The 22,054-nt window shown below is 65.0% G+C and carries 26 protein-coding genes and 1 other annotated feature; of the genes, 11 read left to right on the forward strand and 15 right to left on the reverse strand.

Annotation, left to right across the window (positions count from 1 at the left end; translation table 11 throughout):
* Window positions 1-152: a sequence feature (16S ribosomal RNA rRNA prediction is too short), on the reverse strand.
* A 315-nt stretch (window positions 153-467) separates the two neighbouring features.
* Genes PSELUDRAFT_RS00005 through PSELUDRAFT_RS00015 form a run of 3 tightly spaced genes read right to left on the reverse strand, consistent with a single transcriptional unit; the run spans window position 468 to window position 2,042 of the window.
* Complete coding sequence (locus PSELUDRAFT_RS00005; protein ID WP_088964909.1) at window positions 468-932, reverse strand: histidine phosphatase family protein; 465 nt, start codon at window positions 930-932, stop codon at window positions 468-470.
* A gap of 49 nt (window positions 933-981) precedes the next feature.
* Window positions 982-1,695, reverse strand: a complete 714-nt coding sequence (locus tag PSELUDRAFT_RS00010) for an LrgB family protein (RefSeq protein WP_088964910.1) — start codon at window positions 1,693-1,695, stop codon at window positions 982-984.
* The gene (locus PSELUDRAFT_RS00015) at window positions 1,692-2,042 is read right to left on the reverse strand and encodes a CidA/LrgA family protein (RefSeq protein ID WP_088964911.1); all 351 of its coding nucleotides are present in this window, start codon (window positions 2,040-2,042) and stop codon (window positions 1,692-1,694) included. Before PSELUDRAFT_RS00015 ends, PSELUDRAFT_RS00010 begins: the two co-directional genes overlap by 4 nt.
* Window positions 2,043-2,129: 87 nt before the next feature.
* Between PSELUDRAFT_RS00015 and PSELUDRAFT_RS00020 the strand changes: the two genes are divergently transcribed.
* The 3 genes from PSELUDRAFT_RS00020 (at window position 2,130) to PSELUDRAFT_RS00030 (ending at window position 4,047) form a co-directional block, all read left to right on the forward strand.
* A complete protein-coding gene (locus PSELUDRAFT_RS00020; RefSeq protein WP_231895268.1) occupies window positions 2,130-2,657 on the forward strand; it encodes a chorismate lyase in 528 nt (175 codons plus the stop codon).
* Complete coding sequence (ubiA, locus tag PSELUDRAFT_RS00025; RefSeq protein ID WP_088964913.1) at window positions 2,654-3,529, forward strand: 4-hydroxybenzoate octaprenyltransferase; 876 nt, start codon at window positions 2,654-2,656, stop codon at window positions 3,527-3,529. The genes PSELUDRAFT_RS00020 and ubiA overlap by 4 nt, the downstream gene beginning before the upstream one ends.
* A 179-nt stretch (window positions 3,530-3,708) precedes the next feature.
* Window positions 3,709-4,047, forward strand: a complete 339-nt coding sequence (locus tag PSELUDRAFT_RS00030) for a GrlR family regulatory protein (protein ID WP_088964914.1) — start codon at window positions 3,709-3,711, stop codon at window positions 4,045-4,047.
* Here the strand turns inward: PSELUDRAFT_RS00030 and PSELUDRAFT_RS00035 are convergent.
* From PSELUDRAFT_RS00035 to PSELUDRAFT_RS00045, 3 genes are read right to left on the reverse strand one after another with little or no spacing between them, the layout of a single operon-like run.
* Entirely contained in the window at window positions 4,044-4,736 is a 693-nt protein-coding gene (locus PSELUDRAFT_RS00035; protein WP_088964915.1) for an ABC transporter ATP-binding protein, read from the reverse strand. The two genes, PSELUDRAFT_RS00030 and PSELUDRAFT_RS00035, sit on opposite strands and share 4 nt — an antisense overlap.
* Window positions 4,729-5,946, reverse strand: coding sequence for an ABC transporter permease (locus tag PSELUDRAFT_RS00040; RefSeq protein WP_088964916.1), 1,218 nt, complete (start codon window positions 5,944-5,946; stop codon window positions 4,729-4,731). The genes PSELUDRAFT_RS00035 and PSELUDRAFT_RS00040 overlap by 8 nt, the downstream gene beginning before the upstream one ends.
* Window positions 5,943-6,953, reverse strand: a complete 1,011-nt coding sequence (locus PSELUDRAFT_RS00045; RefSeq protein ID WP_231895353.1) for an efflux RND transporter periplasmic adaptor subunit — start codon at window positions 6,951-6,953, stop codon at window positions 5,943-5,945. Before PSELUDRAFT_RS00045 ends, PSELUDRAFT_RS00040 begins: the two co-directional genes overlap by 4 nt.
* 147 nt (window positions 6,954-7,100) lie before the next feature.
* On the opposite strand from PSELUDRAFT_RS00045, the gene PSELUDRAFT_RS00050 reads away from it, so the two are divergent.
* Entirely contained in the window at window positions 7,101-7,418 is a 318-nt protein-coding gene (locus PSELUDRAFT_RS00050; RefSeq protein WP_088964918.1) for a DUF2322 family protein, read from the forward strand.
* Between the two features lie 242 nt (window positions 7,419-7,660).
* On the opposite strand, the gene PSELUDRAFT_RS00055 is transcribed toward PSELUDRAFT_RS00050, so the two are convergent.
* The 8 genes from PSELUDRAFT_RS00055 to purM all read right to left on the reverse strand — a co-directional run bounded on the left by PSELUDRAFT_RS00055 (window position 7,661) and on the right by purM (window position 15,101).
* The gene (locus PSELUDRAFT_RS00055) at window positions 7,661-8,905 is read right to left on the reverse strand and encodes a uracil-xanthine permease family protein (protein WP_088964919.1); all 1,245 of its coding nucleotides are present in this window, start codon (window positions 8,903-8,905) and stop codon (window positions 7,661-7,663) included.
* 40 nt (window positions 8,906-8,945) lie between these two features.
* The gene (locus PSELUDRAFT_RS00060) at window positions 8,946-9,584 is read right to left on the reverse strand and encodes a hypothetical protein (protein WP_088964920.1); all 639 of its coding nucleotides are present in this window, start codon (window positions 9,582-9,584) and stop codon (window positions 8,946-8,948) included.
* Between the two features lie 43 nt (window positions 9,585-9,627).
* The gene (upp, locus tag PSELUDRAFT_RS00065) at window positions 9,628-10,260 is read right to left on the reverse strand and encodes a uracil phosphoribosyltransferase (RefSeq protein ID WP_088964921.1); all 633 of its coding nucleotides are present in this window, start codon (window positions 10,258-10,260) and stop codon (window positions 9,628-9,630) included.
* Window positions 10,261-10,510: 250 nt separating this feature from the next.
* Complete coding sequence (gene grxD / locus PSELUDRAFT_RS00070) at window positions 10,511-10,828, reverse strand: Grx4 family monothiol glutaredoxin (RefSeq protein ID WP_088964922.1); 318 nt, start codon at window positions 10,826-10,828, stop codon at window positions 10,511-10,513.
* Between the two features lie 82 nt (window positions 10,829-10,910).
* Window positions 10,911-12,158, reverse strand: a complete 1,248-nt coding sequence (locus tag PSELUDRAFT_RS00075; protein WP_369800104.1) for an RsmB/NOP family class I SAM-dependent RNA methyltransferase — start codon at window positions 12,156-12,158, stop codon at window positions 10,911-10,913.
* Entirely contained in the window at window positions 12,148-13,287 is a 1,140-nt protein-coding gene (locus PSELUDRAFT_RS00080) for a DUF3108 domain-containing protein (RefSeq protein WP_157724971.1), read from the reverse strand. Before PSELUDRAFT_RS00080 ends, PSELUDRAFT_RS00075 begins: the two co-directional genes overlap by 11 nt.
* 2 nt (window positions 13,288-13,289) lie before the next feature.
* Window positions 13,290-13,928 carry a phosphoribosylglycinamide formyltransferase gene (gene purN / locus PSELUDRAFT_RS00085; RefSeq protein WP_088968327.1) on the reverse strand — a complete coding sequence of 213 codons (639 nt, stop codon included), beginning with the start codon at window positions 13,926-13,928 and terminating at the stop codon, window positions 13,290-13,292.
* 135 nt (window positions 13,929-14,063) lie between these two features.
* Window positions 14,064-15,101, reverse strand: coding sequence for a phosphoribosylformylglycinamidine cyclo-ligase (purM, locus tag PSELUDRAFT_RS00090; RefSeq protein WP_088964925.1), 1,038 nt, complete (start codon window positions 15,099-15,101; stop codon window positions 14,064-14,066).
* 244 nt (window positions 15,102-15,345) lie between these two features.
* Here purM and PSELUDRAFT_RS00095 point away from each other — a divergent pair, with 244 nt between their 5' ends.
* From PSELUDRAFT_RS00095 to PSELUDRAFT_RS00125, 7 genes are all read left to right on the forward strand, one after another.
* Window positions 15,346-16,425 (forward strand): AI-2E family transporter, encoded by a 1,080-nt coding sequence (locus tag PSELUDRAFT_RS00095; protein ID WP_162291277.1) that lies wholly within the window; start codon window positions 15,346-15,348, stop codon window positions 16,423-16,425.
* 19 nt (window positions 16,426-16,444) lie between these two features.
* Window positions 16,445-17,122 (forward strand): DnaA regulatory inactivator Hda, encoded by a 678-nt coding sequence (gene hda, locus PSELUDRAFT_RS00100; protein WP_088964926.1) that lies wholly within the window; start codon window positions 16,445-16,447, stop codon window positions 17,120-17,122.
* The gene (locus PSELUDRAFT_RS00105) at window positions 17,119-17,787 is read left to right on the forward strand and encodes an HAD family phosphatase (protein ID WP_088964927.1); all 669 of its coding nucleotides are present in this window, start codon (window positions 17,119-17,121) and stop codon (window positions 17,785-17,787) included. The genes hda and PSELUDRAFT_RS00105 overlap by 4 nt, the downstream gene beginning before the upstream one ends.
* 85 nt (window positions 17,788-17,872) lie before the next feature.
* Entirely contained in the window at window positions 17,873-18,565 is a 693-nt protein-coding gene (locus PSELUDRAFT_RS00110; RefSeq protein ID WP_088964928.1) for a DUF2711 family protein, read from the forward strand.
* 6 nt (window positions 18,566-18,571) lie between these two features.
* Entirely contained in the window at window positions 18,572-19,450 is an 879-nt protein-coding gene (locus tag PSELUDRAFT_RS00115) for an ATP-binding protein (protein ID WP_088964929.1), read from the forward strand.
* A gap of 2 nt (window positions 19,451-19,452) precedes the next feature.
* Entirely contained in the window at window positions 19,453-20,412 is a 960-nt protein-coding gene (locus PSELUDRAFT_RS00120) for a Nudix family hydrolase (RefSeq protein WP_088964930.1), read from the forward strand.
* The gene (locus PSELUDRAFT_RS00125; RefSeq protein ID WP_088964931.1) at window positions 20,409-20,846 is read left to right on the forward strand and encodes a hypothetical protein; all 438 of its coding nucleotides are present in this window, start codon (window positions 20,409-20,411) and stop codon (window positions 20,844-20,846) included. Before PSELUDRAFT_RS00120 ends, PSELUDRAFT_RS00125 begins: the two co-directional genes overlap by 4 nt.
* A gap of 565 nt (window positions 20,847-21,411) precedes the next feature.
* Here PSELUDRAFT_RS00125 and PSELUDRAFT_RS00130 read toward each other — a convergent pair.
* Window positions 21,412-21,963, reverse strand: a complete 552-nt coding sequence (locus PSELUDRAFT_RS00130; RefSeq protein WP_088964932.1) for a hydrolase — start codon at window positions 21,961-21,963, stop codon at window positions 21,412-21,414.
* Window positions 21,964-22,054 lie beyond the last annotated feature (91 nt).

Here is a 22,054-nt window from a genome sequence, read left to right on the forward strand (position 1 = left end):
GCTGCGTTATCCCCCATTACTCGGTGCGTTCCGACGCATTACTCACCCGTTCGCCACTCGTCAGCAGGCCGAAGCCCCTGTTACCGTTCGACTTGCATGTGTAAAGCATGCCGCCAGCGTTCAATCTGAGCCAGGATCAAACTCTTTAGTTCAAATCCAAGCAATTTGTGGCACGCAAGTTCAAAGAAACCGAACTCGAGAAACCTCGAATCCGTGTCACTTTCTCTTGCAGTGCAAGTGTCTGGCTTGCCAGGCACTTACACCTATCGGTTATTTGGTTTGTTAAAGAGCGGGCTGACTTCGTTTCGTTGCGTCGTCAGCAGAGGAGGCGAACTATACCCATCGCCCCTGAGCCCGTCAACAGCCAATTGCACGAAAACCCCAACGAATTCGACAAGTGCTTGATCCGTAAGGACAGCAAAAAGCAAAAAGGTTGGCCGCAGCCAACCTTTTTTCGTAAACCGCCGTCAGCGCATGCTTTCCAGCAGCGACGGCGTGAGCATCGCCTTGAGCCTAACCTGCTCGATACCATGCTTTTCACGATGATTGAGCCACCAGATGGCGCCCTTCTTCACGCTCCACAGCAGCGGCTGCTCGGACATCAGCGTAGCGGCCAGGCGGCCGATGTAAGGCTGATGGCCAACCAGTACGATGGTTTTGCCCGGCGCCGGCCAGTTGATGGCCTTGAGCACTTGTTCGACGCTGGCATCGGGGTTGAGCGCCGGCAGGATTTCATAGCTCTTGGCCAGCAGCGCCGCCGTCTGCTGCGAGCGGCGCGCTTCGGACGCCAGCAGGCGGTAGCCTTCCGGCAGCTGCGTGCGCAGCCAGTGCGCCATATTGCTGGCCTGCTGCCGGCCTTGATGAGTCAGGGCGCGCGCCAGGTCGTCGCTGCCTTCTTCCGCTTCGGCATGACGCCACAGGATCAGGTCCATCAGTGTTTCCTCGTTATCTTTATGTTGTTGTCAGTATGACGCTGCTGCATTACGGCAATAGGTAATGCACCAACAATGGTGCCAGCAGTGCGGTGAACAGGCCGGTGACGCCCATGGCCAGCCCGGCGAAGGCGCCGGCAGTTTCCGACAGCTGGAATACCCGTGCGGTGCCGATGCCATGCGCCGCCACGCCGGTGGCCACGCCCAGCACCACGTCGTCCTTGATGCCGAACAGCCTGGCCAGCGGGCGGGCACACACCGCGCCGATGATGCCGGTAACGATGACGAAGGTGGCTGCCAGCGCCGGAATGCCGCCCAGCACCTCGGCCACGCCCATGGCGATGGGGGTGGTAACCGAGCGTGGCGCCAGCGACAGCAGTACCTGATGCGGCAGGCCGAACAGTTGGCCGCACAGTACCGCCGTCACCACGCCGGCAATGCTGCCGATCAGGATGCTGCACAGAATGGCGCCGGCATTGCGCCGCAGCCGCCCCAGGTTGTTGTATAGCGGTATCGCCAGCGCCACGGTAACCGGCCCCAGCAGGAACTGGATGAAGCTGCCGCCGCGCTGGTATTGCTCGAAGTTCATGCCCAGCGCCAGCAAGGCCAGCACGACGAAGGTGGCGCCCAGCAGCACGGTATTGGCCAGTGGGTGGCCGTGATAGCGGCGGCTGAACACCAGCGCCACGCGGTAGCACAGCAGCGTGAGCAGCACGCCGGTAAGCGGCGATTGCCGCAGCCATTCCATCGCCCCGACCGTCATGGCTGCACCTCCCGCCGGCGGCTGAGCCACTGCATGGCCAGCAGGGTGATCAGGAAGGTGGACAGCGTTGCCAGCACCAGCACCGCCGCCATGGCCAGCGGATGCGCCGACAGCAGCGGCCAGAATGCCAGGATGCCGACGCCCGCCGGGATGAACAGCAGCGACATATGGGTCATCAGGGTGGGAACGTTGTGGCGCAGTGCTGCTGGCACCTCCTGGCGCAGCAGCAGGGTAATGAACAGCAGCAGCATGCCGATGACGGCGCCGGGTACCGGCAGCCCCAGGCCATGCGCCAGCACTTCGCCGACGAACTGGTAGCCCAGCAACCAGATAAAAGTTTCAATCATTGATGTAATCGCTTAATGAATCGCCCGCAGCAGTCTGGCCGCGATGACGGGGGACAGCCGGCGGCACGTTTTGGCATAATGCGCGCCATGACTACCCAACCCCATTGGTCCGACATTCTGCCGCTACCCGCAGGCAGGCTGGCGGATTGTATCGGCACACAAGGCTCGCTCACCGAATACCTGATGGCCAGTGGCCAGCCGTTTGCCGTGCAAGTACTGGCGCAAGGCGAAACAGCCGTGCTGCCGGACGAGCAAGAGATATTGCAGGTTAGCGCAAACACGATGGTATATGCCAGGCACGTCTGCCTGACGCTGGCCGGTGAGCCGGTTGTCGTCGCCCGCAGCGTAACGCGGCCGGACTGCCAGGTATGGCGGCCCATCCTGGAACGTGGCGCCCGTTCGCTGGGCTTTACCCTGTTCGGCGGCCTGCCCGAGTTGCAACGCGACGCGCTGCAGTTTGCCGAGGTGCAGGCCCCGCACGGCCTGTACCAACTGGCGGCAGGCCATGCGGCCAACCCTGCGCTGCTGGCACGGCGCTGCCGCTTCGCACTGGACGCTGCGCCGCTGCTGGTCTGCGAGGTATTCCTGCCGGCCCTGGAGAACTACCTGAAATGAGCAATGCCGTTCTGAAAGACCGCCTGCAGGTGTATGGCCAGCTGATGCGCATCGACAAGCCCATCGGCACCCTGCTGCTGCTGTGGCCCACGCTGTGGGGCCAGTGGCTGGCCACCCATGGCCACCCCAACCCGCTGATCCTGCTGATCTTCGTGGCCGGCACCTTCCTGATGCGCTCCGCCGGCTGCGTAATCAACGACTACGCCGACCGCCACATCGACCTGCACGTGGAACGTACCAGCCAGCGCCCGTTCGCCCGTGGCGCGGTAAGCGGCAAGGAAGCCCTGCTGCTGGCCGCTGCGCTGGCGCTGCTGAGCCTGCTGCTGATCCTGCCGCTGAACAGCCTGACCCTGCTGATGAGCGTGCCGGCGGTAGTGCTGGCGGCCAGCTACCCGTTTACCAAGCGTTTCTTCCCGATTCCGCAGGCTTACCTCGGCATTGCCTTCTCCTTCGGCATCCCCATGGTGTACGCGGCGGAAACCGCCAGCGTGCCGGCCACCGCCTGGTGGCTGCTTGCGGCCAACCTGCTGTGGACGGTGGCCTATGACACCGCCTATGCCATGGCCGACAAGCCGGATGACCTGAAGATCGGCATCCGCACCTCGGCCATCACCTTCGGCGATTACGACGTGGCCGCCATCATGCTGTGCCACGGCATGTTCATCGCCATGATGACGCTTCTGGGCATGCAGCAGGGCCTGGGCCTGCCCTACTACGCCGCGCTGGCCGTGTCCTGCCTGCTGATCGCCAAGCAGTATGGCGAGATCCGCACCCGCGACCGCAAGCTGTGCTTCAAGGCCTTTCTGGACAATAACCGCGTGGGCGCGGTGATTTTTGCCGGTGTCGTGCTGGATTTCCTGCTGCGCGCCTGAGATTCACCCGCCCCCGGCCAGCCGTGGCCGCCCCACACCCACTGCCGCCCGCCTTGCCACGGGCGGCATTTTCATATCCGGAAACAATATCGATAGATACCGTTGGCCGCACGCGTGGTCTAAGTTGAAACTGACAGCCGCGGGAATGCCAGCCGCGGCGCAACGACAAGGAGACGCACATGCTCAGCGGGATCTATCAAGTACGCCTCGCCACCAGTGACGGTCAGGTCAGCGAGGGTCAGTGGGTAATCGACGAGCAGCACCTGAACGGCAACGATCACAATGCCCGCTACCAGGGCCGGCTGCTGCTCTCCGGCGAACACGTGGCGCTGCGCCTGGATGTACAGCGCAACCCGGAATCCCAGCAAACCCTGTTCGGCCCCGCCAGTCACTACCTGCTGGCGCTCAACGGCCACCTGCGGCGCGACAGCAATAATTTCGACCTCTCCGGCCCCATCGAACAGGTGCCCGGCGTATTCGCCACCCTCAGCGGGCACTGGGTGGGCACACTGGATTAAGGCAGCACGCCACCCTGCAGCTTGCCGTCCAGCAGGCGGAACTGCCGCGCGCAGGTCTTGGCCAGCCGCGGATCGTGGGTGACGATCAGGAAGGTCGTGCCCTCCTCGCGGTTCAGTTCGTGCAGCAGGCCGAACACCTCGGCGGCGGTCTGGGTATCCAGATTGCCGGTGGGCTCATCCGCCAGCACCAGCCGCGGCCGGTTCATCAACGCCCGCACAATCGCCACCCGCTGCTGCTGCCCGCCGGACAACTGCACCGGGCGCTTGTGTGCGTGCTCCGCCAACCCCACCCGTTCCAGCAGCATGCGCGCCCGTTCGCGGTCGGCGCGGTGGATGCGGCCAACCCCGGCCAGCATCGGCATCAGCACGTTTTCCTCGGCATTGAAGGCCGGCAGCAGGTGATGGAACTGGAAGATGAAGCCCAGATAGCGGTTGCGCAGCGCGGTGCGGGCCACGTCGTCCAGCGCGCTGGTCGGCTTGCCCGCCAGTTGCAGCTCGCCCTCGGTGGGCGGCTCCAGCAGGCCGATGATGTTGAGCAGCGTGGATTTGCCGGAGCCGGACGGCCCCAGCAGCGCGGCAAAACTGCCCTCCGCCAGCGTGAGGTCGATGCCATGCAGCACCTCCACCCGTGGCGAGGCGCCGCCGCCGTAGGATTTGCGAATGCCCGCCAGCTGCAGCACGTCAGCCACGAATTGCCTCCACCGGGTCCAGCCGCGCCGCGCGCAGCGCCGGCAGCAGCGCCGCCAGCACCCCCACCAGGAAGGCGATGATGGCGGTGCTGATGAACAGCTCGCTATCCAGCTGCACCGGGAACAGCGGGCTGCCATCCGCGGTGCGCGCAATATGGGTGAAGCCGATGGCCAGGCCGGCGCCCAGCAGCGAGCCGAACACCGAGCCCACCATGCCGACAATGCCGCCCTGCAGCAGGAACACCCCCAGGATGCGCCAGCCGGGCGTGCCCATGGCGCGCAGAATGCCGATCTCGCGCTGACGCTGCACCACCGATACCACCAGCACGCTGGCAATGCCCAGCGCCACGGCAAAGGTGACAAAGACGCGGATCATCAGGCTGGAGGCGGTCTGGCTCTTCAGTGCCGTCACCAGCTGGCCGTTGCTGGACTGCCAGCTGTCGGCGGTCAGCCCGGTGGCCTGCGACAGGTTGGCCGCAAGGGTTTCCGCCTCGAACAGCTGGTCGGTCTTCACATAGATCTCGGTGATGTCCAGCCGGTAGCCCAGCAGCATCTGCGCGCTGCGCAGCGGCAGCAGCACCCAGCGCCGGTTCAGGTCCTTGATGCCGAAATCCAGCACCGCGGTAACCTGCACCGAATCCTGCACGCCCTCGGCCGACTGCAGGCGCAGCCGGCTGCCCGGTGTCAGCCCCAGGTCGGCGGCCAGCTCGCTGCCCACCATTACCTGGCCGGTGCCCAGCTGCAGCTGGCCGGCCAACAGCTTGTTGTCCAGCCGAACCACCTGCTGGTAGTCGGCCACGTTCACCCCCATCAGCGTCACCGCCTTGTGCACCCCGCCCTGCTGCGCCACGCCGGGGCCGGAGGCCATGGCCGCGGCGGCGCTGACATGCGGCGTGGCGCGTACGGTATCCAGCAGCCGCGCCCAGTTGGCGATGGTGTTCACCCGCTGGGTGCGCTTGCGCACGTCGGCCAGCGCCGTTACCCCGGCCGGCGGGCGCAGCACCGGCTGGTTGTTGCGGTCGGCCGGGCGCAGCACCACGTGCGCCTGGCTGGACAGCGTGCGTTCGATGATGGTGGCTTGCAGGCCGTTGACGATGGCGGTGATGTACACCACCACCGCCACGCCGATGCAGACCCCGCCCAGGATCAGCCCGGTCTGAAAACGCCCCTCGCGCAGCAGCCGCCAGGCCACTATCCAGACAAAGCTCATGGTTGCACCCGTACGCGCTGGCCGTCTTTCAACTGCGGCGCCGGCAGCACCACCTGCTCACCGGCCCGCAGGCCGGACTGCACCGGCAAATAGCCGGCAACGGCAATGCCGGTACGTACCACGCGCCAGTGCAAATGCTCGGCGCTGACCACCGCCACCTGCCCGTCACGCAAGGCGGCCAGCGGCAGCAGCAGGGTCTGGCGCGCGGCGCTGGTGCGAATCTCCGCCGATACCGTCATGCCGCTTTTCAGGAACGCCGCCGGCTGCAACAGCTGCAGCTCCACCTCCACCGTACCGCTGTCCTGATCCACCCGCGGCGACACCCGGCTCACCCGCGCGGCCACCGGCCGCTGGGCAAAGGCATCCGCCAGCACTGCCGCCTGCTGCCCCACCGCCAGCTGGCCGACATCACGCTCGTCCAGGTCCAGCAGCACCCGCTGCCGGCCGGCGGAGCCGAACAGCAAGGCCTCCTTGCCGGCGGTAATCACATCGCCCACCTCCACATCGCGCCGCAGCACGGTGCCATCCACCGGCGCGCGCAGATCGCTCTGCCCCAAGCGCACCTGGTTCTGCCGCACCAGCGCCTGCAATTGCACCACGCTATGGTTGGCCGCATCGCGCGCCAGCCGGGCGGCATCCAGCGCTGCCTGGCTGATGAAGCCCTGGTCGAACAGCTGGCGCTGGCGCTGCCATTGCCGCTGGGCATCCTGCAGCGTGGACTGTGCCGACGCCAGCTGGGCCATGGCCTGTTGCTGCAGCGCGCGCAGCTCCTCCGGCTCCAGCCGCAGCAGCAGTTGGCCGGCATGCACCGCATCGCCGGCCTCTACCGGCGTGGCCACCACGCGGCCGGTAACGGTGCTGGACAGCGCGCTTTCCTGCTGCGCCGCCACCCGCCCGGTGCTGACCACGCTGAACTGCACCGCCTTGCTGTGCAGGGTGACCACACTCACCGCCGGCGGCAGCAGCCACCACACCAGCACCGCCAGCGGCACAGCCAGCAGCGGCACTCGCAACAACCATTTCGCCCGTATGTGCATCACGCCTTCCCCTTGGCAGCGGCAACCCTCTCATCACATTGTATGCACCTCGCCATCGCCACTGTTTGCGACATGTGAAACAATCGGCGATCAATCGACACCCCACTGGATATTCACATGGCTTTTGCTGACATTCTCGCCACCCTGCCCGCCATCGACGGCATCGCCTCCGTAGAACTGCTGGATGCCGCTGGCAACAGCGTGGCGCGCCTGGAAAACCGCCCCGGCACCGCCGGCTCGGTGCGTGTCTATCATGCGCTCAACGCCCGCTTCGGCAGCATCGACCAGGCCGCCGCCGTGGAAGGCCTGGCGCTGTACGCCGAGCACACCACCGATGCGCGCGCCTTTCCCGGCAAACACCCGAATATCGACCGCCTGCTGGCTATTGCCGAACAGGGCGCTCCGGCGCTGAGCCTGCGCGTGATCGCAGCCTGATTCCGCCGCTCGCGCAAACAAAAAGCCCGCCTGATGGCGGGCTTTTTGCTGACGGCTTGCGGCCAACGTTGGCCGCAAGGTTTTCAAGCAATCGACGATCTCGCGAGCTATGGCGAGGCAAGGCGAAAGCGGCTGAGGAAGCGGAGTTGACATGAAGTCAATGCGCATCCCTTGATCGATTTCAACGCTGTATCGCCCAAACGCAGTAATTTGAAAAACTGCAGCAGATCGTCTGCAAATTCTTATACGTCCTGGCCTTCCACAATCCCATCGTGACTGGCCGCCTTGCTCGGCAGAATCAGGTTCAGCACGATGGCCAGCAGCGAGCACAGGCCGACGCCGGCCAGGCCGAAGCTGCCGAATTTCAGCTCCAGGCCGCCGATACCGGCGGTGAGCACCACCGAGATGATCACCAGGTTGCGCGGCTCCATCAGGTCCACCTTGGCTTCGATCAGCGTCTTCAGGCCGATGGAGGCAATGGTGCCGAACAGCAGCACCATGATGCCGCCCATCACCGGCATCGGGATGGACTGCAGCAGCGCGTTGAACTTGCCGAAGAAGGCCATGGCGATGGCGAACAGCGCCGCCCAGGTCATCACCACCGGGTTGAAGTTGCGGGTGATCATCACCGCGCCGGTTACCTCGGCGTAGGTGGTTACCGGCGGGCCGCCGATCAGGCCGGCCAGGCACACGCCCAGGCCGTCGCCGGCCAGGGTGCGATGCAGGCCCGGGCTCTTGGTGTAGTCGTTGCCGGTAACACCGCCGATGGCCATCACGCCACCGATGTGCTCGATGGACGGGGCGATGGCTACCGGCAGCATGAACAGCGCCGCGGCCCAGTTCACTTCCGGGCTATGGAAAGCCGGCACCGCGAACCACGGCGCATTGGCTACCTTGGCAAAATCCACCACGCCGAGGAAGGCGGCGGCAATGTAGCCCACCACCACACCGGCCAGGATCGGCACCAGCTTGAACATGCCGCGCGCGTAGATGGACACCGTAATGGTGGTGGCCAGCGAGATGGCGGCCAGCAGCAGCGAGGTTTCGTACGGCATTACCTGGTTGCCACCGGCACGGCCCATGGCCATGCCGGATGCAGCGCCGGCTACCGACAGACCGATGATCATGATCACCGGGCCGATCACCACCGGCGGCAGCAGGCGGTTCACCAGCGCCATGCCGCGCCAGCGCACGATGGCGGCGAACACGAAGTACATGAAGCCGGCGCAGAACAGGCCGAACATGGTGGCGGCCGAACCCCAGGTATGCATCGAGTAGATGATGGGGCCGATGAAGGCGAAGGAGGAGCCGAGGAAGATCGGCACCTTGCGGCCGGTGCACAGCTGGAACAGCAGCGTGCCGACACCGGCGCCCAGCAGCGCCATGGCCGGGTTCAGCCCGGTAAGCAGCGGCACCAGCACCAGGGCGCCGAAAGCGACGAACAGAATCTGCGCGCCGGATATCGCCGTCTTGAATTGTTGGAACATGTGAAATCCCTGTTGTTATCGATTGATGTGGAAGTCCTGATTACACCGTGCAATACATCACCGCCTGGGCAATGATGTTGTTCTGCTCTGCTGCCAGCCGGCTGTGCCGGCGGAAGTCCAGCACCATCGCCTGCACGCGGCAATAGGTGTCGAAATTGGGCAGCGGCCGGTAGGCGATGTCCACCTCCAGCCGCGCGGCCAGCTTCTTGATGGTGGTGGGCTTGATGCACACGTGGCGCTGCGGGTCGCTGTAGGCCAGGAAGCAGCTCACCAGCGGCCACTTGGCCGGGTTGGCGTTGCCGTCGTTGCGGCACAGCTGCAGCACTTCGACGAAGTCGGCAAAGCTGGTTTCGTCAAAGCGGTACAGCAGCGCGTACAGCGCCGCCACGAACGGCCGGTGCACATCGCTGAACGCCAGGTAGTTGCGGAACGCCATCTTCTCGAAGGTGCTCACCGTGCTGCAGCGGCCCACGATGTGGCGGCAGGTGTCGATCACCGCCGCGCTGTTGCCGCTCTCCACCGCCGCGCGCAGCAGCGGCTCGGCCAGGCCGTCGCGGCACAGCGCAATCACGCCGTCTATGCTGCGATGCTTTTTGCCCAGCGCCAGCCAGGCTTCGTCCTGCAGCCCCTGCGGAAAGCGGGCGAGAAAATCGGCTTCTATCTGCTGATATGCGTCCATGATTCCCCCTTGCGGCCAACGTTGGCCGCAGCAGCACAAGCCATCAAGCGTGCTTGGTACCGAAGATCTTGTCGCCGGCGTCGCCCAGGCCCGGGATGATGTAGCCGTGCTCGTTCAGATGGCTGTCCAGCGAAGCGGCCACGATCTGCACGTCCGGGTGCGCTGCGTTGACCGCTTTCACACCTTCCGGCGCCGCCACCATCACCACCGCCTTGATCTGCTTGCAGCCGTTGCGCTTGAGCAGGTCGATGGTGGCGATCAGCGAGCCGCCGGTTGCCAGCATCGGGTCGATGATCATGGCGATACGCTCGTCCAGATTGCCGACGAACTTCTCGAAGTAGGACACCGGCTCCAGGGTTTCCTCGTTGCGCGCCAGGCCCACCACGCTGATCTTGGCGGATGGCACCAGATCGAGCACGCCGTCCAGCATGCCGATGCCGGCGCGCAGGATGGGCACCACGGTCACTTTCTTGCCCTTGATCTGCTGCACGTCGATCGGGCCGCACCAGCCTTCGATGGTCACCGGCTCCAGCTCGAAATCGCGGGTAGCCTCGTAAGCCAGCAGGCGCGCCAGCTCCTGGGTGAGCAGGCGGAATTTCATGGTGCTGATATCGCCCTCTCGCAGCAGGCCAAGCTTGTGCTGTACCAGGGGGTGATTGACGACGGTAATGTTCATGGCGGTCCAAACCTTGCAACGGGCGCCCCCGCCGGCTTGTGGCCGGCAAGGCCGCTTCTGGATACGGAAAACCGGCAGGCGAATGCCTGCCGGTACGGATTTGGGGCGACATTTTACAGGCAAACGCTTGTTGGCGCGCTGCGGGATGGCCCTTGCCTTACGTGATAGCCGATTTTGTGGCGCCCGTTTGCGCCGGCACAAACAAAACGGCCCGCACGAGGCGGGCCGTTCCGACATGGACACCGGGTAATCAGGCTGCCAGGTCTTTCAGCATTTCCTGCAGTTCGCCGGCCTGGAACATTTCGTACATGATGTCCGAACCGCCAACGAATTCGCCCTTGATGTACAGCTGCGGAATGGTCGGCCAGTTGGAGAATTCCTTGATGCCCTGACGCACGTCGGCATCAGCCAGCACGTCAACGGTAACGAAGTCGTTCACGCCACAGGCTTTCAGGATCTGCACGGCGCGCGAGGAGAAGCCGCACTGCGGGAAGGTGGCGGAACCTTTCATGAACAACACTACCGGGTTGCTGCTAACGGTCTGCTGGATGGTGTCTTGAACGGACATGATTTTCCTTTGCTTCGGTCTGGCGCCGGGCCATTACCCGACTAATTCAATAAGTTATTTTAGGCCCGCTTGCGCTCCGGGCTCAAGCGTTGCGTTGCAGCACCGCGGCAAAAAAGCCATCGCTGTTATGCAGGTGCGGGCGCAGGCTCAGGTAGTCGCCGGTATCCAGTGCGATCTTCTGCTCCGCCAGCAGCGCATTGGCCGGCAGCAGACTGAAGCCGGGGTTGGCCGCAAGGAAAGCCTCGACGATGGCCTGGTTTTCCGCCGGCAGCAGGCTGCAGGTGGCGTACACCAGGCGGCCGCCGGTGCGCACCAGGCGTGCGGCGGAAGCCAGGATGGCAGTCTGCTTCTGGTTCAGCTCGGCCACGCTTTCCGGGCTCTGGCGGTATTTCAGGTCCGGGTTGCGGCGCAGGGTGCCCAGGCCGGAACACGGCGCATCCACCAGCACGCGGTCGGCCTTGCCGGCCAGTCGCTTCACCTTGGTGTCGTTCTCGTGCGCGATCAGCGTGCTGTGCACATTGGACAGCCCGGAGCGCGCCAGACGCGGCTTGAGGTTGGCCAGGCGCTTTTCCGAGATGTCGAAAGCGTACAGGCGGCCGGTGGAGGCCATCTGTGCGCCCAGCAGCAAGGTCTTGCCACCGGCGCCAGCGCAGAAATCCACCACCATCTCGCCACGGCGCGCGCCGGTGAGCAGGCCCAACAGCTGGCTGCCTTCGTCCTGTACCTCGATGGCGCCCTGCACGAACAGCGGGTGCTTGGACAGCGCCGGCTTGCCCTTGAGGCGGATACCCAGCGGCGAGTACGGCGTCGGCTCGCACTCGATGCCGGAATCGCGCAGGTAGACCACCGCCTCGTCGCGGCGCATCTTCAGGCTGTTCACACGCAGGTCCAGCGGCGCGGCACTGGCCAGGCCCTTGCCCAGCGCCACCACATCGCCCTCTTCCTGCTCGGCCAGCAGGCCGATCACCCAGCCCGGCAGACCGGAGCGCACATTGAGTTCGGCCGGCAGCTCGGCACCCTTGATGCTGGCGAGCCATTCACGCTCGTTTTCCTTGAACACGCCTTCCAGCTCGCGCAGATTGCTGCCGCCGATGCGCACCAGGGTAGCCAGCGCCAGGCGGCGGGTGTTGATACGCTCGCCGCACAGGTGACGCAGCAGCTCCAGGTGGCGCAGGCAGGCAAAGGCGGTTTCGGCGATCAGGTGGCGATCGCTCGCCCCCAGCTTGTTGTTCTCGCGGAAGAAGGCGGACAGCACGGCATCGGCCGGGCGGTCGAAGCGCAACATGGCGTGCAATACCTTGTCCAGTTGCTCGAATTGTTTAGTGCCTATTTTCATTGTTCAGCTTTCTTGGCGGCTGCTTCCACACGGTCTTGCCCGCCAGTTCAATCAGGTTGGCCCGCATTTCGTAGCGGGCATCCTTGCCCACTCGCAGTACGCGGATCGGAATATTGGCGAAATCCGGCGCCAGCCAGAATTCGTACAGCTCATCAGGTTGTTTTACCCGCACCACCACGGCGCGGATACTGCCGTCACCGGTATCGAAATCGGTTTCACCCTCCGGCTTCAGCAGCATGCGATACACCTTCTTGCCGGTAGTGATCTGGATCGGCGCATCGCCCATATTGTCGCCGCGCAGTGCCAGTTGCACGCCCAAGCCCAGCCAGTCCTGCGCACCTGGATCCAGCGGCTCGCTCTTGTCGGCGTTACGGTCGCCGTAACGAAGCACACCGGCCGACCAGTCGAAGTAAGCGCGGTCGCGCAGCTCACCATCGCGCGTGCCTTCGAAGCGATCCGGTTTCAAACCCTGCTTGCCCACCGTGCCGGTGGTTTCATAGTGAATTTTCGGGCCGATAATCGGCACAACATCCGTCACCAGGCTGTAATTGTTGCCGTCGCGCTGCCAGACCATGCTGCCCTGCCCTGCCGACAGGCCGGAATAAAACAGCGAGTACTGCACCCGCGCGCCGAGCGGGAAATGGCGAATCGGCTTGTCCGGCTTCACCGTATCCGCCGGTGCGGCGGCCAGTGCGGCGCTGGCCGGCTGTTCCGCCTTGCTGCTGCTGGCGGCCAGCTTGGGCGCGGGCTTGGGCTCCGGCAGCGGCGCGGAGGCTGCAGCGCTGGCTACCGCCAGCGGCGCAGACGACGCTTGCTCTGCTGACGGACGCGGCTTCTTGCGCGCCGGTTTGGGTTTGGGCCGTGCTGCCGCCGGCTGCGACGCATCGCCACCGGCCGCGCCCAGTGTGCCAGGCAGGTCCGGCATCTGCAGGGCCGGCGACGAGGCCTCGTCCATCTGCATGTTTTCCAGCCTGGCAGTGAGCTTGTGCAGCTTGGGGTCGGCCGGCATTTCCACGGTGTCGAACGACACCAGCCCGCTGCCGAGCATGGTGAGGTGCGCAAGCAGCGAGATGGCAAAGGCCAGCAGCATCAGCCGTCTGGCAGTCAGGCGGGGCGGCTTCAATTTCAACGCGGCGCCGGTACCAGCAGGCTATGGTTGGCCGCATCGCCCGCCACACCTGCCACACGGCCGGCGTGGATGGCCAGCTCGCCCGCCACGAAGCGGCGCACCGCCTCCGGGTACAGTTGATGCTCCTGGCGCAGCACGCGGGCGGCCAGGCTGTCTTCGCTGTCGTCGTCCAGCACCGGCACCACCGCCTGCGCCACGATGGGGCCGTGGTCCAGCTCGGCGGTGACGAAGTGCACGGTGCAGCCGGCCACCTTGCAGCCCATGTCGATGGCGCGCTGGTGGGTGTGCAGGCCGGGGAAGGACGGCAGCAGCGAAGGATGGATGTTCAGCATGCGGCCTTCGTAACGCGCGGTGAAGGCCGGGGTGAGGATGCGCATGAAGCCGGCCAGCACCACCAGGTCGGGGTTGAAGGCATCGATTTCGGCAGCCAGTTGCACGTCGAACGCCTCGCGGCTGGCGAACTGCTTGTGATCCAGGCCCACGGCGGCGATACCGCGTTCGGCGGCCCAGGCCAGGCCGGCGGCGTCCGGGCGGTTGGCAATTACCGCGGCGATGTTGGCGCCGGGAATATTGGCTTCGACGATGGCCTGCATATTGGAGCCGCGGCCGGAAATCAGGATGACGATGTTTTTCATGATGCTGTGAAGGCCGGCGCACGCGCCGCAAAAAACGTTGGCCGCAAACCCGGTTCGCGGCATGCCGGCGGCATCGCAGGCCGCCAAATGACAAGCGCCGCCAGCAGGGCCAGCGGCGCTGTGAACCCGAGCGGCTTACGCCACCTGGGTCTGGTGCTCGTCGCCGTTACGCGCGCGGATCACACCGATGCGCGATACGGTTTCGCCCTGCTCGGTCAGGAAGGCAGCCGCGGCGTCGGCATCGGCCGCGTCCACGATTACCACCATGCCGATACCGCAGTTGAAGGTGCGGTACATTTCCTGCGCATCGACATTGCCTTCGGCCTGCAGCCACTGGAACAGCTTGGGCAGCGCCCAGCTGCCGGCGTCGATCTGTGCCACGGTGTTTTCCGGCAGCACGCGCGGGGTGTTCTCGGTGATGCCACCGCCGGTGATGTGCGCCATGCCCTTCACGTTCAGCTTCTGCATCAGTGCCAGCAGCGGCTTAACGTAGATGCGGGTGGGGGCGATGATGGCGTCACGCAGGGTCTTGCCACCGTCGAACTCGGCATCCAGCTGCGGCTGGGCGCGCTCGATGATCTTGCGCACCAGGCTGTAGCCGTTGGAGTGCACGCCGTTGGACTTGAGGCCCAGTACCACGTCGCCCGGCTTGATGTCGCGGCCGGTGATCACCTTGCTCTTTTCCACCACGCCCACGGCAAAGCCTGCCAGGTCGTATTCGCCCACCGGGTACATGCCCGGCATTTCGGCGGTTTCGCCGCCGATCAGCGCGCAACCGGCCTGCTCACAGCCTTCGGCGATGCCCTTGATCACGTCGGTAGCCTGGGCCACGTCCAGCTTGCCGCAGGCGAAATAGTCGAGGAAGAACAGCGGCTCGGCACCCTGCACCAGGATGTCGTTCACGCTCATGGCCACCAGGTCGATGCCCACGGTGTCATGCTTGTTCCAGTCGAAGGCCAGCTTGAGCTTGGTGCCCACGCCGTCGGTGCCGGAAACCAGTACCGGTTCCTGGTATTTCTTGGAAATTTCCACCAGTGCGCCGAAACCGCCGAGGCCACCGAGAACTTCCGGGCGCATGGTGCGCTTGGCAAACGGCTTGATGTTTTCGACGAGCGCGTCACCGGCATCGATGTCGACGCCGGCGTCACGGTAACTGAGGGACGTGGTGTTCAAGATAAACTCGCTTTCTGCTAACGTATTCGCTTTGCTGCCTGAGAGTGCGCGGGCTCGTGGCCCGAAGCGCCTGTATTTTAACTGAAAACCTCCCGCTAGTCAGAACTGCTTCTGCAGCGCGTCATCGATGGCAATGACATGCCGGCAGCGGCGGTTTAATCTGGCGTTCCGCCCCCTGCCGGCAGGCAAGCGGCGCATGCCATTGCCCACGGCCTTGCGGCCAACCTCTTGCGACCTCACCACCATGCAAACGCAACGCACCTCCAACCTGCTGCCCTGGCTGCTGGGCGCCGCCGCCCTGCTGGCCGTGCTGTGGCTGCTGGACCGGCTGTCCGCCGTGCTGGCGCCGTTCATCACCGCCGCGGTGCTGGCCTATATTCTTGACCCGCTGGTAGACCGGCTGCAGGAAAAGGGCCTGTCGCGCACCGCCGCGCTGCTGCTGGTGATGCTGTCCGGCTTCTTTACCGTGCTGGGCCTGCTGCTGATCGTGGTGCCGATGCTGATCTCGCAGGCACAGGCGCTGGCGACGCGGCTGCCGGTGCTGGTGGATTTCATCCAGCACAGCGCCCTGCCCTGGCTCAACCAGACGCTGGGCACCAGCATCAGCATCGATAGCCAGGGCTGGCGCGCGGCACTGGCCGACAATGCCGCCGGCGTGCGCCAGGCGCTGACCCGGCTGGCGCCGCAACTGGGCCACGGCGGCGCGCTGCTGCTGCATACCGTGACCAACCTCGCGCTGCTGCCGGTGCTGCTGTATTACTTTCTGCACGGCTGGGACGACATGGTGGCGCGCGTCGCCACCCTGGTGCCGCGCCGCTGGCATGCACAGGTAGGCAAGCTGGCCGGCGAGGTGGACGACATGCTGGGGCAGTTCCTGCGCGGCCAGCTGTCGGTGATGCTGATCATGGCGCTGATCTACGGCGGCGGCCTGGCCAGCACCGGGCTGGATTCCGGCCTCGCCATCGGCATCGTGGCCGGCCTGCTGGTTTTCATCCCCTATCTTGGCGCCTTCACCGGCCTCTTGCTGGCCACGCTGTCGGCGCTGCTGCAGTTCGGCAGCCTGGGCGGCCTGCTGCTGGTATGGGGCGTATTCGCCTGCGGCCAACTGCTGGAAAGCTTCGTGGTGACGCCGCGGCTGGTGGGCGAGCGCATCGGCCTGTCGCCGATGACAGTGATCTTCGCGCTGATGGCATTTGGCGAACTGCTGGGCTTTGCCGGCGTGCTGCTGGCGCTGCCGCTATCGGCCATCACGGTGATTCTGGGCCGCCACCTGATCCGCCATTATTTCAACAGCAGCTTTTATCAGCGTAGAATCGACCCCTGATTCCAGATAACCCACGCCGATGTTGGACCAGCTCGTTCTCGACCTCCTGCCGGAACCCCACCCGGCGTTCGACAACTTCCTAGCCGAACGTAACCGCGAAATCATTGCCGCGCTTACCGCCGAGGAAGGCGAACGCTTCGTCTACCTGTGGGGCGAACCAGGCTGCGGCAAGACCCACCTGCTGCAGGCATGGATCGCCCATGCCGAGCGCCTGGGCCGCGCCTCCATCTACCTGGACGCCCAGCACGAACACCTGCCCGACTTCGCCCGCGAGGCCAGCTTCATCGCCGTCGACCATGTAGACAACCTGGCGCCGGACGACCAGATCATGCTGTTTTCCATCTACAACTCGCTGAAGGAAAGCGGCGAAGGCCGCCTGCTGATGGCCGGCCGCCAGCCGCCGATGCAGGCGCCGGTGCGCGACGACCTGCGCACCCGCCTGGGCTGGGGCCTGGTGTTCGAGGTGAAGGCGTTGTCCGACGACGACAAGCTGGACGCGCTGCGCCAGCACGCCGCCAGCCGCCAGCTGGCGGTGGGCGACGACGTGTTCCGCTACCTGCTTACCCACTGGCGCCGCGACCTGTCCAGCCTGATCGCCATGCTGGACATGCTGGACCGCTACTCGCTGGCGCTGCGGCGCCCCATCACCGTGCCGCTGGTGAAAAACGTACTGCAAACCACAGAAACCGAGCCATGAACCTTGCCCTGTTTGACCTCGACAACACCCTGATTGCCGGCGACTCCGATACCGAGTGGCCGAAATTCCTGATCAAGCGCGGCATTCTCGATCCGGAACACCACGCGCGCCAGAACGACTACTTCTACGAGCAGTACAAGGCCGGCACGCTGGATATCTACGAATTCCTCGACTTCCAGCTGGCGCCGCTGACGCGCTTCTCGCGCGGCGAGCTGGACACCCTGCACGCGCAGTACATGGAAGAACACATCAAGCCCATCATTCCGCAGAAGGCGCGCGAGCTGGTGGCCGCACACCAGGCGCAGGGCGACGTGGTGATGATCATCACCGCCACCAACCGCTTCATCACCGCCCCCATCGCCCGCGAACTGGGCGTGGAGCATCTGATCGCGGTGGAGCTGGAGCAGGACGCCGCCGGCAACTACACCGGCAAGCCCACCGGCACCCCCAGCTTCCAGGCCGGCAAGATCACCCGCCTGAACGAATGGTTGGCCGCACGCGGCGAAACGCTGCACAGCTACGCCGACACCTTCTTCTACAGCGACTCGCGCAACGACCTGCCGCTGATGTCCATCGTCAGCAAGCCGGTGGCAGTGGACGCCGACGACACCCTGCGCGCCCACGCCGAAGCACACGGCTGGCCGGTGATCAGCCTGCGCGACTAGGTCATGCAACCACTCCGCCTCCCCGCGCCGACTGCCGGCTGTGGGGTGGCAATACGCCCAGGCAACCGCCGCAAGGGCCTCAGTCATGGGTAAAACGCTGATGGTCAGTAAGCCAAGCTGCATCGCCCCCCAGGATGGCTACATACTTGAACAGTTGCGGGAACAATTTGCAGCCGCCTATGTGTTGCTGCATCCTTTCTTGCGTCCTCACGCCTTGCCGCTTTCCCGTTTTACTCCCGACAGCTACCCTGACCGCAGCGAAATTGTGGCCGATTGCCAACCCGTGAATTGGCAATCTGTTGCCTCCGCTACTGGCCTGCCGGATATCGCGGCCATCGATATCGCTTTGTGCACACAGTCACACTCCTTACGACAGCAGTTATGCCGCGATGACTACGCGCAGCAACTGGCACAATATTGCGAAGGGCACGGTCTGGTGCCGCCAGACAAGGGAGAGTTGCCGGAGATATGGCAGGACCAGTTACTGCTCCTGCTGGCTGGCAACAGCGATAGCGTGTGGTATGGCGATGAATTTGGCGACCATTGCCAGTTGCTCTCGCTTGCCCGGCTTGGCAGCGACCATCAAGCCCCCCACTCCCACCCGCGCTTTTTCTCGCCGGATGGCGAACTGATGCTGAGTACGCACTGGGACAGTTATTACTCGCTGGTTGCCGGCAGTCCTGAGCGCCTGCGACCTTTCACTTGCTTCGAGGGCTTTTACTGCCAGCCAGATACCCGTGTCCGCTGGAGCCTGCCCCCGAAGTCAGCCGGAGCCTGAACCACCATGGAAAAACTCGACGCCTTTCTCACCCGCGCCGAAGCGCTGATGGCACGCCTGGAGCCGCTGCTGCCGCCGGCCATTCCCGAGCCGGACTGGAGTGCACCGGCCTTCCGCTGGTGCCGCGCCGGCATTACCGGCTGGCTGGAGGCCATCCACGCTCCGCATACCGTTGCGCTGAGCGACCTCACCGACATCGAGCGCCAGAAGGCGCTGATCGTGCGCAATACCGAGCAGTTCCTGGCCGGGCGCCCGGCCAACAACGTGCTGCTCACCGGCGCGCGCGGCACCGGTAAATCCTCGCTGATCAAGGCACTGCTGGCGGCCTATGCCACGCGCGGCCTGCGCGTGATCGAGGTGGACAAGACCCACCTGCCGGACCTGGGGCAGATCGTGGCGCTGGTGGCCGGCCGCCCGGAGCACTTCATCCTGTTCTGCGACGACCTGTCATTCGAAGAAGGCGAAGACAGCTACAAGGCGCTGAAATCGGCGCTGGACGGCGGCCTGGCACAGCGTGCGGCCAACCTGCTGGTATACGCCACCTCCAACCGCCGCCACCTGATGCCGGAACGCATCAGCGAAAACCGCGAAGGCTGGGTGAAGGACGGCGAGATCCATCCCGGCGAAACCACCGAGGAAAAGGTGTCGCTGTCCGACCGCTTCGGCCTGTGGCTGTCGTTCTACCCGTTTGACCAGAACGCCTACCTGTCGGCAGTGCGCGGCTGGCTGGCGCACTTCGACCTGCCGCTGGATGGCGAGGCCGAACGCGCCGCGCTGCAGTGGAGCCAGCTGCGCGGCAGCCGCTCCGGCCGCGTGGCCTGGCAGTTCGCCTGCGACTGGGCCGGCCGCGAGCCGGACGCGCGCGTAGCCGAGCTGGGGCGCTGATCATGGACACCAGGAAGATCATTCCGGTGGTGGCCGGCGCGCTGATGCAGGCCGACGGCCATTTCATGCTGGGCAGCCGCCCGGCCGGCAAGCCCTACCCCGGCTACTGGGAGTTCCCCGGTGGCAAGGTGGAGGCCGGCGAAACGCCATACCAGGCGCTGGTGCGCGAACTGCAGGAAGAAATGGGCATCACCGTCACCCACGCCACGCCGTGGCTGCGCCGCGTGCACCACTACGAGCACGCCTCGGTGGAGCTGCTGTTCTACCGCGTATGGGCGTGGGATGGCGAACCGCAGCCGCACGAGGGGCAAAGCTTTGCCTGGCAGGAGCCGGGCCACCTGTCGGTGCAGCCGATGCTGCCAGCCAACGCGCCCATTCTGCGCGCGCTGCAGCTGCCGGATGTGCTGCACATCAGCTGCGTGCACGAACTGGGCCGCGATGCGGTGCTGGAAGCGCTGGCGCAACGCGACGATGAGCCGTGGGTGATCGTGCGCGAGCCGCAGCTGGACCGCGAACAGCTGGCGGCGCTGGTGGGCGAAATCAGCCAGATCGTGCATGCGCGCGGCGGCAAGCTGATCGTCAACGCCGACCCGGCGTGGCTGAAAGGCTGGCCGGTGGACGGCGTGCAGCTGAACGGCACCCGGCTGGCCGAACTGCAGGAGCGCCCGGCGCACTTCACCTGGGTGGGCGCCTCCTGCCACAGCCGGGCCGAGCTGGAACGCGCCGGCGAACTGGGGCTGGATTACGCGCTGCTGGGCCACGTACTGCCCACCGCCAGCCACCCGGCACAAGCGCCGCTGGGCTGGGACGGCCTGGCCGCCCTTACCGCCCCGGCCGCACCGCTGCCGGTGTTCGCCATCGGCGGGCTGTCTGCGGCCAACCTTGACGAGGCGCGCCGCTGCGGTGCGCACGGTGTGGCGCAGATGCGCGCCGCCTGGAAACAAGAACCTGCTTCGACATGAAAACCAAACTCACGCGCCAGCAACTGGCGCTGATCGCCGTATTGCTGATCGCCTTCGCCCTGCTCAAGGCCGGGCTGATCTGGTGGTATCTCAACCACAAAACCCCGCACAGCGCACCGCCGGTAACGGTGAGCTGCAGCAATCTGCAAGCCGGCTGCAGCTTGCCGGACGGCAGCCTGCTGCGGCTGGACAGCGCGCCACAGGCGGCCAGGCCGTTCGGTCTGACGCTGAGCCATGTGCCCGCCGCAGCGCCGGGCATAGCGTTCGCCATGCGCGATATGGATATGGGCTTCAACAGCTACAAGCTGCTGCCGCAGGGTGCCGACTTTGTGGCGCGCATCACGCTGCCGGTATGCGTGAGCGGCAGCCGCCAATGGCAGATGACATTGAAGTACCCGGATAAGAGCTATCTGATCGACTTCAGTACCCGCTAAGGTCAAGACTTGCCGCCCACGGTCATCGACGTGGGTGGCCGTGGAAAGATAAACGCCATCCGCAAGCATGGCGTTTGTCGTTTCTGGCATGCAGCTTGCTTACCTGTTACCTGCTCCATGGAGCGACAGGTGTTGTTCTCTGCCCTCCCGGCCGTCTGACCGACCGCCGGGCGGGGTGAACGGAGAGCTTTGCACGGTTTTGGTGCATCCAAACCGCCCGAATTGGTGCAACGCGCCAATTCGGGGCCTCTTTTTCGGATTTCATTGCCACGCCACGGCAGGCGGGGCACACAGGCTTGATAGAGGGAGAACCAGAACGGCTCAGCCGTCATCTCGACAGGCAACAAGGTTGGCCGCAGCAATGCGGCCAACCTTTTGTCTTTCTGGTACCAGTACAACCGTACGCAGAGCTTGTTTACGATCTCGCGAGCTAGAGCGAGACAAGGCGAAAACAGCTGAGGGAGCGGAATTTACAAATGGTAAATGAGCATCCCGAAGCTGTTTTCAACGCCGTATCGCCCAAGCGCAGCAAGTCATAAAAGAACAGCAGATTGTATGCAAGCTCTCAGGGCTGCTCGCCCACCAGATAGCGCTTGCTCATGGCCCGGAACTCATCGCTGCCGGATACCCGCAGCGCCTCGAACAGCACCATCTCCCGCGTCACCAGCACCGCGCCGGCATCGTGCATGCGCTGCAGGCCGTAGTCGCGGTTCATTTCGCCACGGCTGGATACCGCGTCGGCCACCACGAATACCTGCTTGCCCAGCGCCAGCAGCCCCAGCACCGTCTGCAGCACACAGACATGGGTTTCCATGCCGCACACCACCACCTGCTCACGCGCCAGCAGGCCTTCCGGCAGGCAATCGGCCGCCACACAGGAAAAGTGCAGCTTTTCCACCACCAGGGCCGCCGGCGCCACGGCCAGCAGTTCCGGCGCGGTGTGGCCGAGGCCATGCGGGTATTGCTCGGAAAACACCACCGGCAAACCCATATCATGTGCCATCGACACCAGCCAGCGGCAGCGCGCCAGTATGCCCTCCGCGTCCAGTACCGCCGGCAGCAGCTTCTGCTGCACATCCACCACCAGCAGGGTGGCATTGTCTTTGTCGATAAGCATCGTCGTCTCCTCGCCGGCTTTCCATAGTCAACACCGGCAGCTCCTACTATGACAGCAGAGCCTACCCGCTGGCTCCGCACACTGGCAATGC

The organism is Vogesella sp. LIG4 (assembly GCF_900090205.1).
Classification (GTDB): Bacteria; Pseudomonadota; Gammaproteobacteria; order Burkholderiales; family Chromobacteriaceae; genus Vogesella.

Coding starts and splice junctions, on each gene's coding strand:
- hda (WP_088964926.1), top strand. CDS start 16,445: ATGTTGGACCAGCTCGTTCTCGACCTCCTGCCGGAACCCCACCCGGCG.
- PSELUDRAFT_RS00040 (WP_088964916.1), bottom strand. CDS start 5,946: ATGAGCTTTGTCTGGATAGTGGCCTGGCGGCTGCTGCGCGAGGGGCGT.
- PSELUDRAFT_RS00055 (WP_088964919.1), bottom strand. CDS start 8,905: ATGTTCCAACAATTCAAGACGGCGATATCCGGCGCGCAGATTCTGTTC.
- grxD (WP_088964922.1), bottom strand. CDS start 10,828: ATGTCCGTTCAAGACACCATCCAGCAGACCGTTAGCAGCAACCCGGTA.
- PSELUDRAFT_RS00110 (WP_088964928.1), top strand. CDS start 17,873: ATGGGTAAAACGCTGATGGTCAGTAAGCCAAGCTGCATCGCCCCCCAG.
- PSELUDRAFT_RS00125 (WP_088964931.1), top strand. CDS start 20,409: ATGAAAACCAAACTCACGCGCCAGCAACTGGCGCTGATCGCCGTATTG.
- upp (WP_088964921.1), bottom strand. CDS start 10,260: ATGAACATTACCGTCGTCAATCACCCCCTGGTACAGCACAAGCTTGGC.
- PSELUDRAFT_RS00060 (WP_088964920.1), bottom strand. CDS start 9,584: ATGGACGCATATCAGCAGATAGAAGCCGATTTTCTCGCCCGCTTTCCG.
- ubiA (WP_088964913.1), top strand. CDS start 2,654: ATGAGCAATGCCGTTCTGAAAGACCGCCTGCAGGTGTATGGCCAGCTG.
- PSELUDRAFT_RS00095 (WP_162291277.1), top strand. CDS start 15,346: ATGCAAACGCAACGCACCTCCAACCTGCTGCCCTGGCTGCTGGGCGCC.
- PSELUDRAFT_RS00130 (WP_088964932.1), bottom strand. CDS start 21,963: ATGCTTATCGACAAAGACAATGCCACCCTGCTGGTGGTGGATGTGCAG.
- PSELUDRAFT_RS00010 (WP_088964910.1), bottom strand. CDS start 1,695: ATGACGGTCGGGGCGATGGAATGGCTGCGGCAATCGCCGCTTACCGGC.
- PSELUDRAFT_RS00120 (WP_088964930.1), top strand. CDS start 19,453: ATGGACACCAGGAAGATCATTCCGGTGGTGGCCGGCGCGCTGATGCAG.
- PSELUDRAFT_RS00050 (WP_088964918.1), top strand. CDS start 7,101: ATGGCTTTTGCTGACATTCTCGCCACCCTGCCCGCCATCGACGGCATC.
- PSELUDRAFT_RS00115 (WP_088964929.1), top strand. CDS start 18,572: ATGGAAAAACTCGACGCCTTTCTCACCCGCGCCGAAGCGCTGATGGCA.
- PSELUDRAFT_RS00030 (WP_088964914.1), top strand. CDS start 3,709: ATGCTCAGCGGGATCTATCAAGTACGCCTCGCCACCAGTGACGGTCAG.
- PSELUDRAFT_RS00105 (WP_088964927.1), top strand. CDS start 17,119: ATGAACCTTGCCCTGTTTGACCTCGACAACACCCTGATTGCCGGCGAC.
- PSELUDRAFT_RS00015 (WP_088964911.1), bottom strand. CDS start 2,042: ATGATTGAAACTTTTATCTGGTTGCTGGGCTACCAGTTCGTCGGCGAA.
- PSELUDRAFT_RS00020 (WP_231895268.1), top strand. CDS start 2,130: ATGACTACCCAACCCCATTGGTCCGACATTCTGCCGCTACCCGCAGGC.
- purN (WP_088968327.1), bottom strand. CDS start 13,928: ATGAAAAACATCGTCATCCTGATTTCCGGCCGCGGCTCCAATATGCAG.
- PSELUDRAFT_RS00005 (WP_088964909.1), bottom strand. CDS start 932: ATGGACCTGATCCTGTGGCGTCATGCCGAAGCGGAAGAAGGCAGCGAC.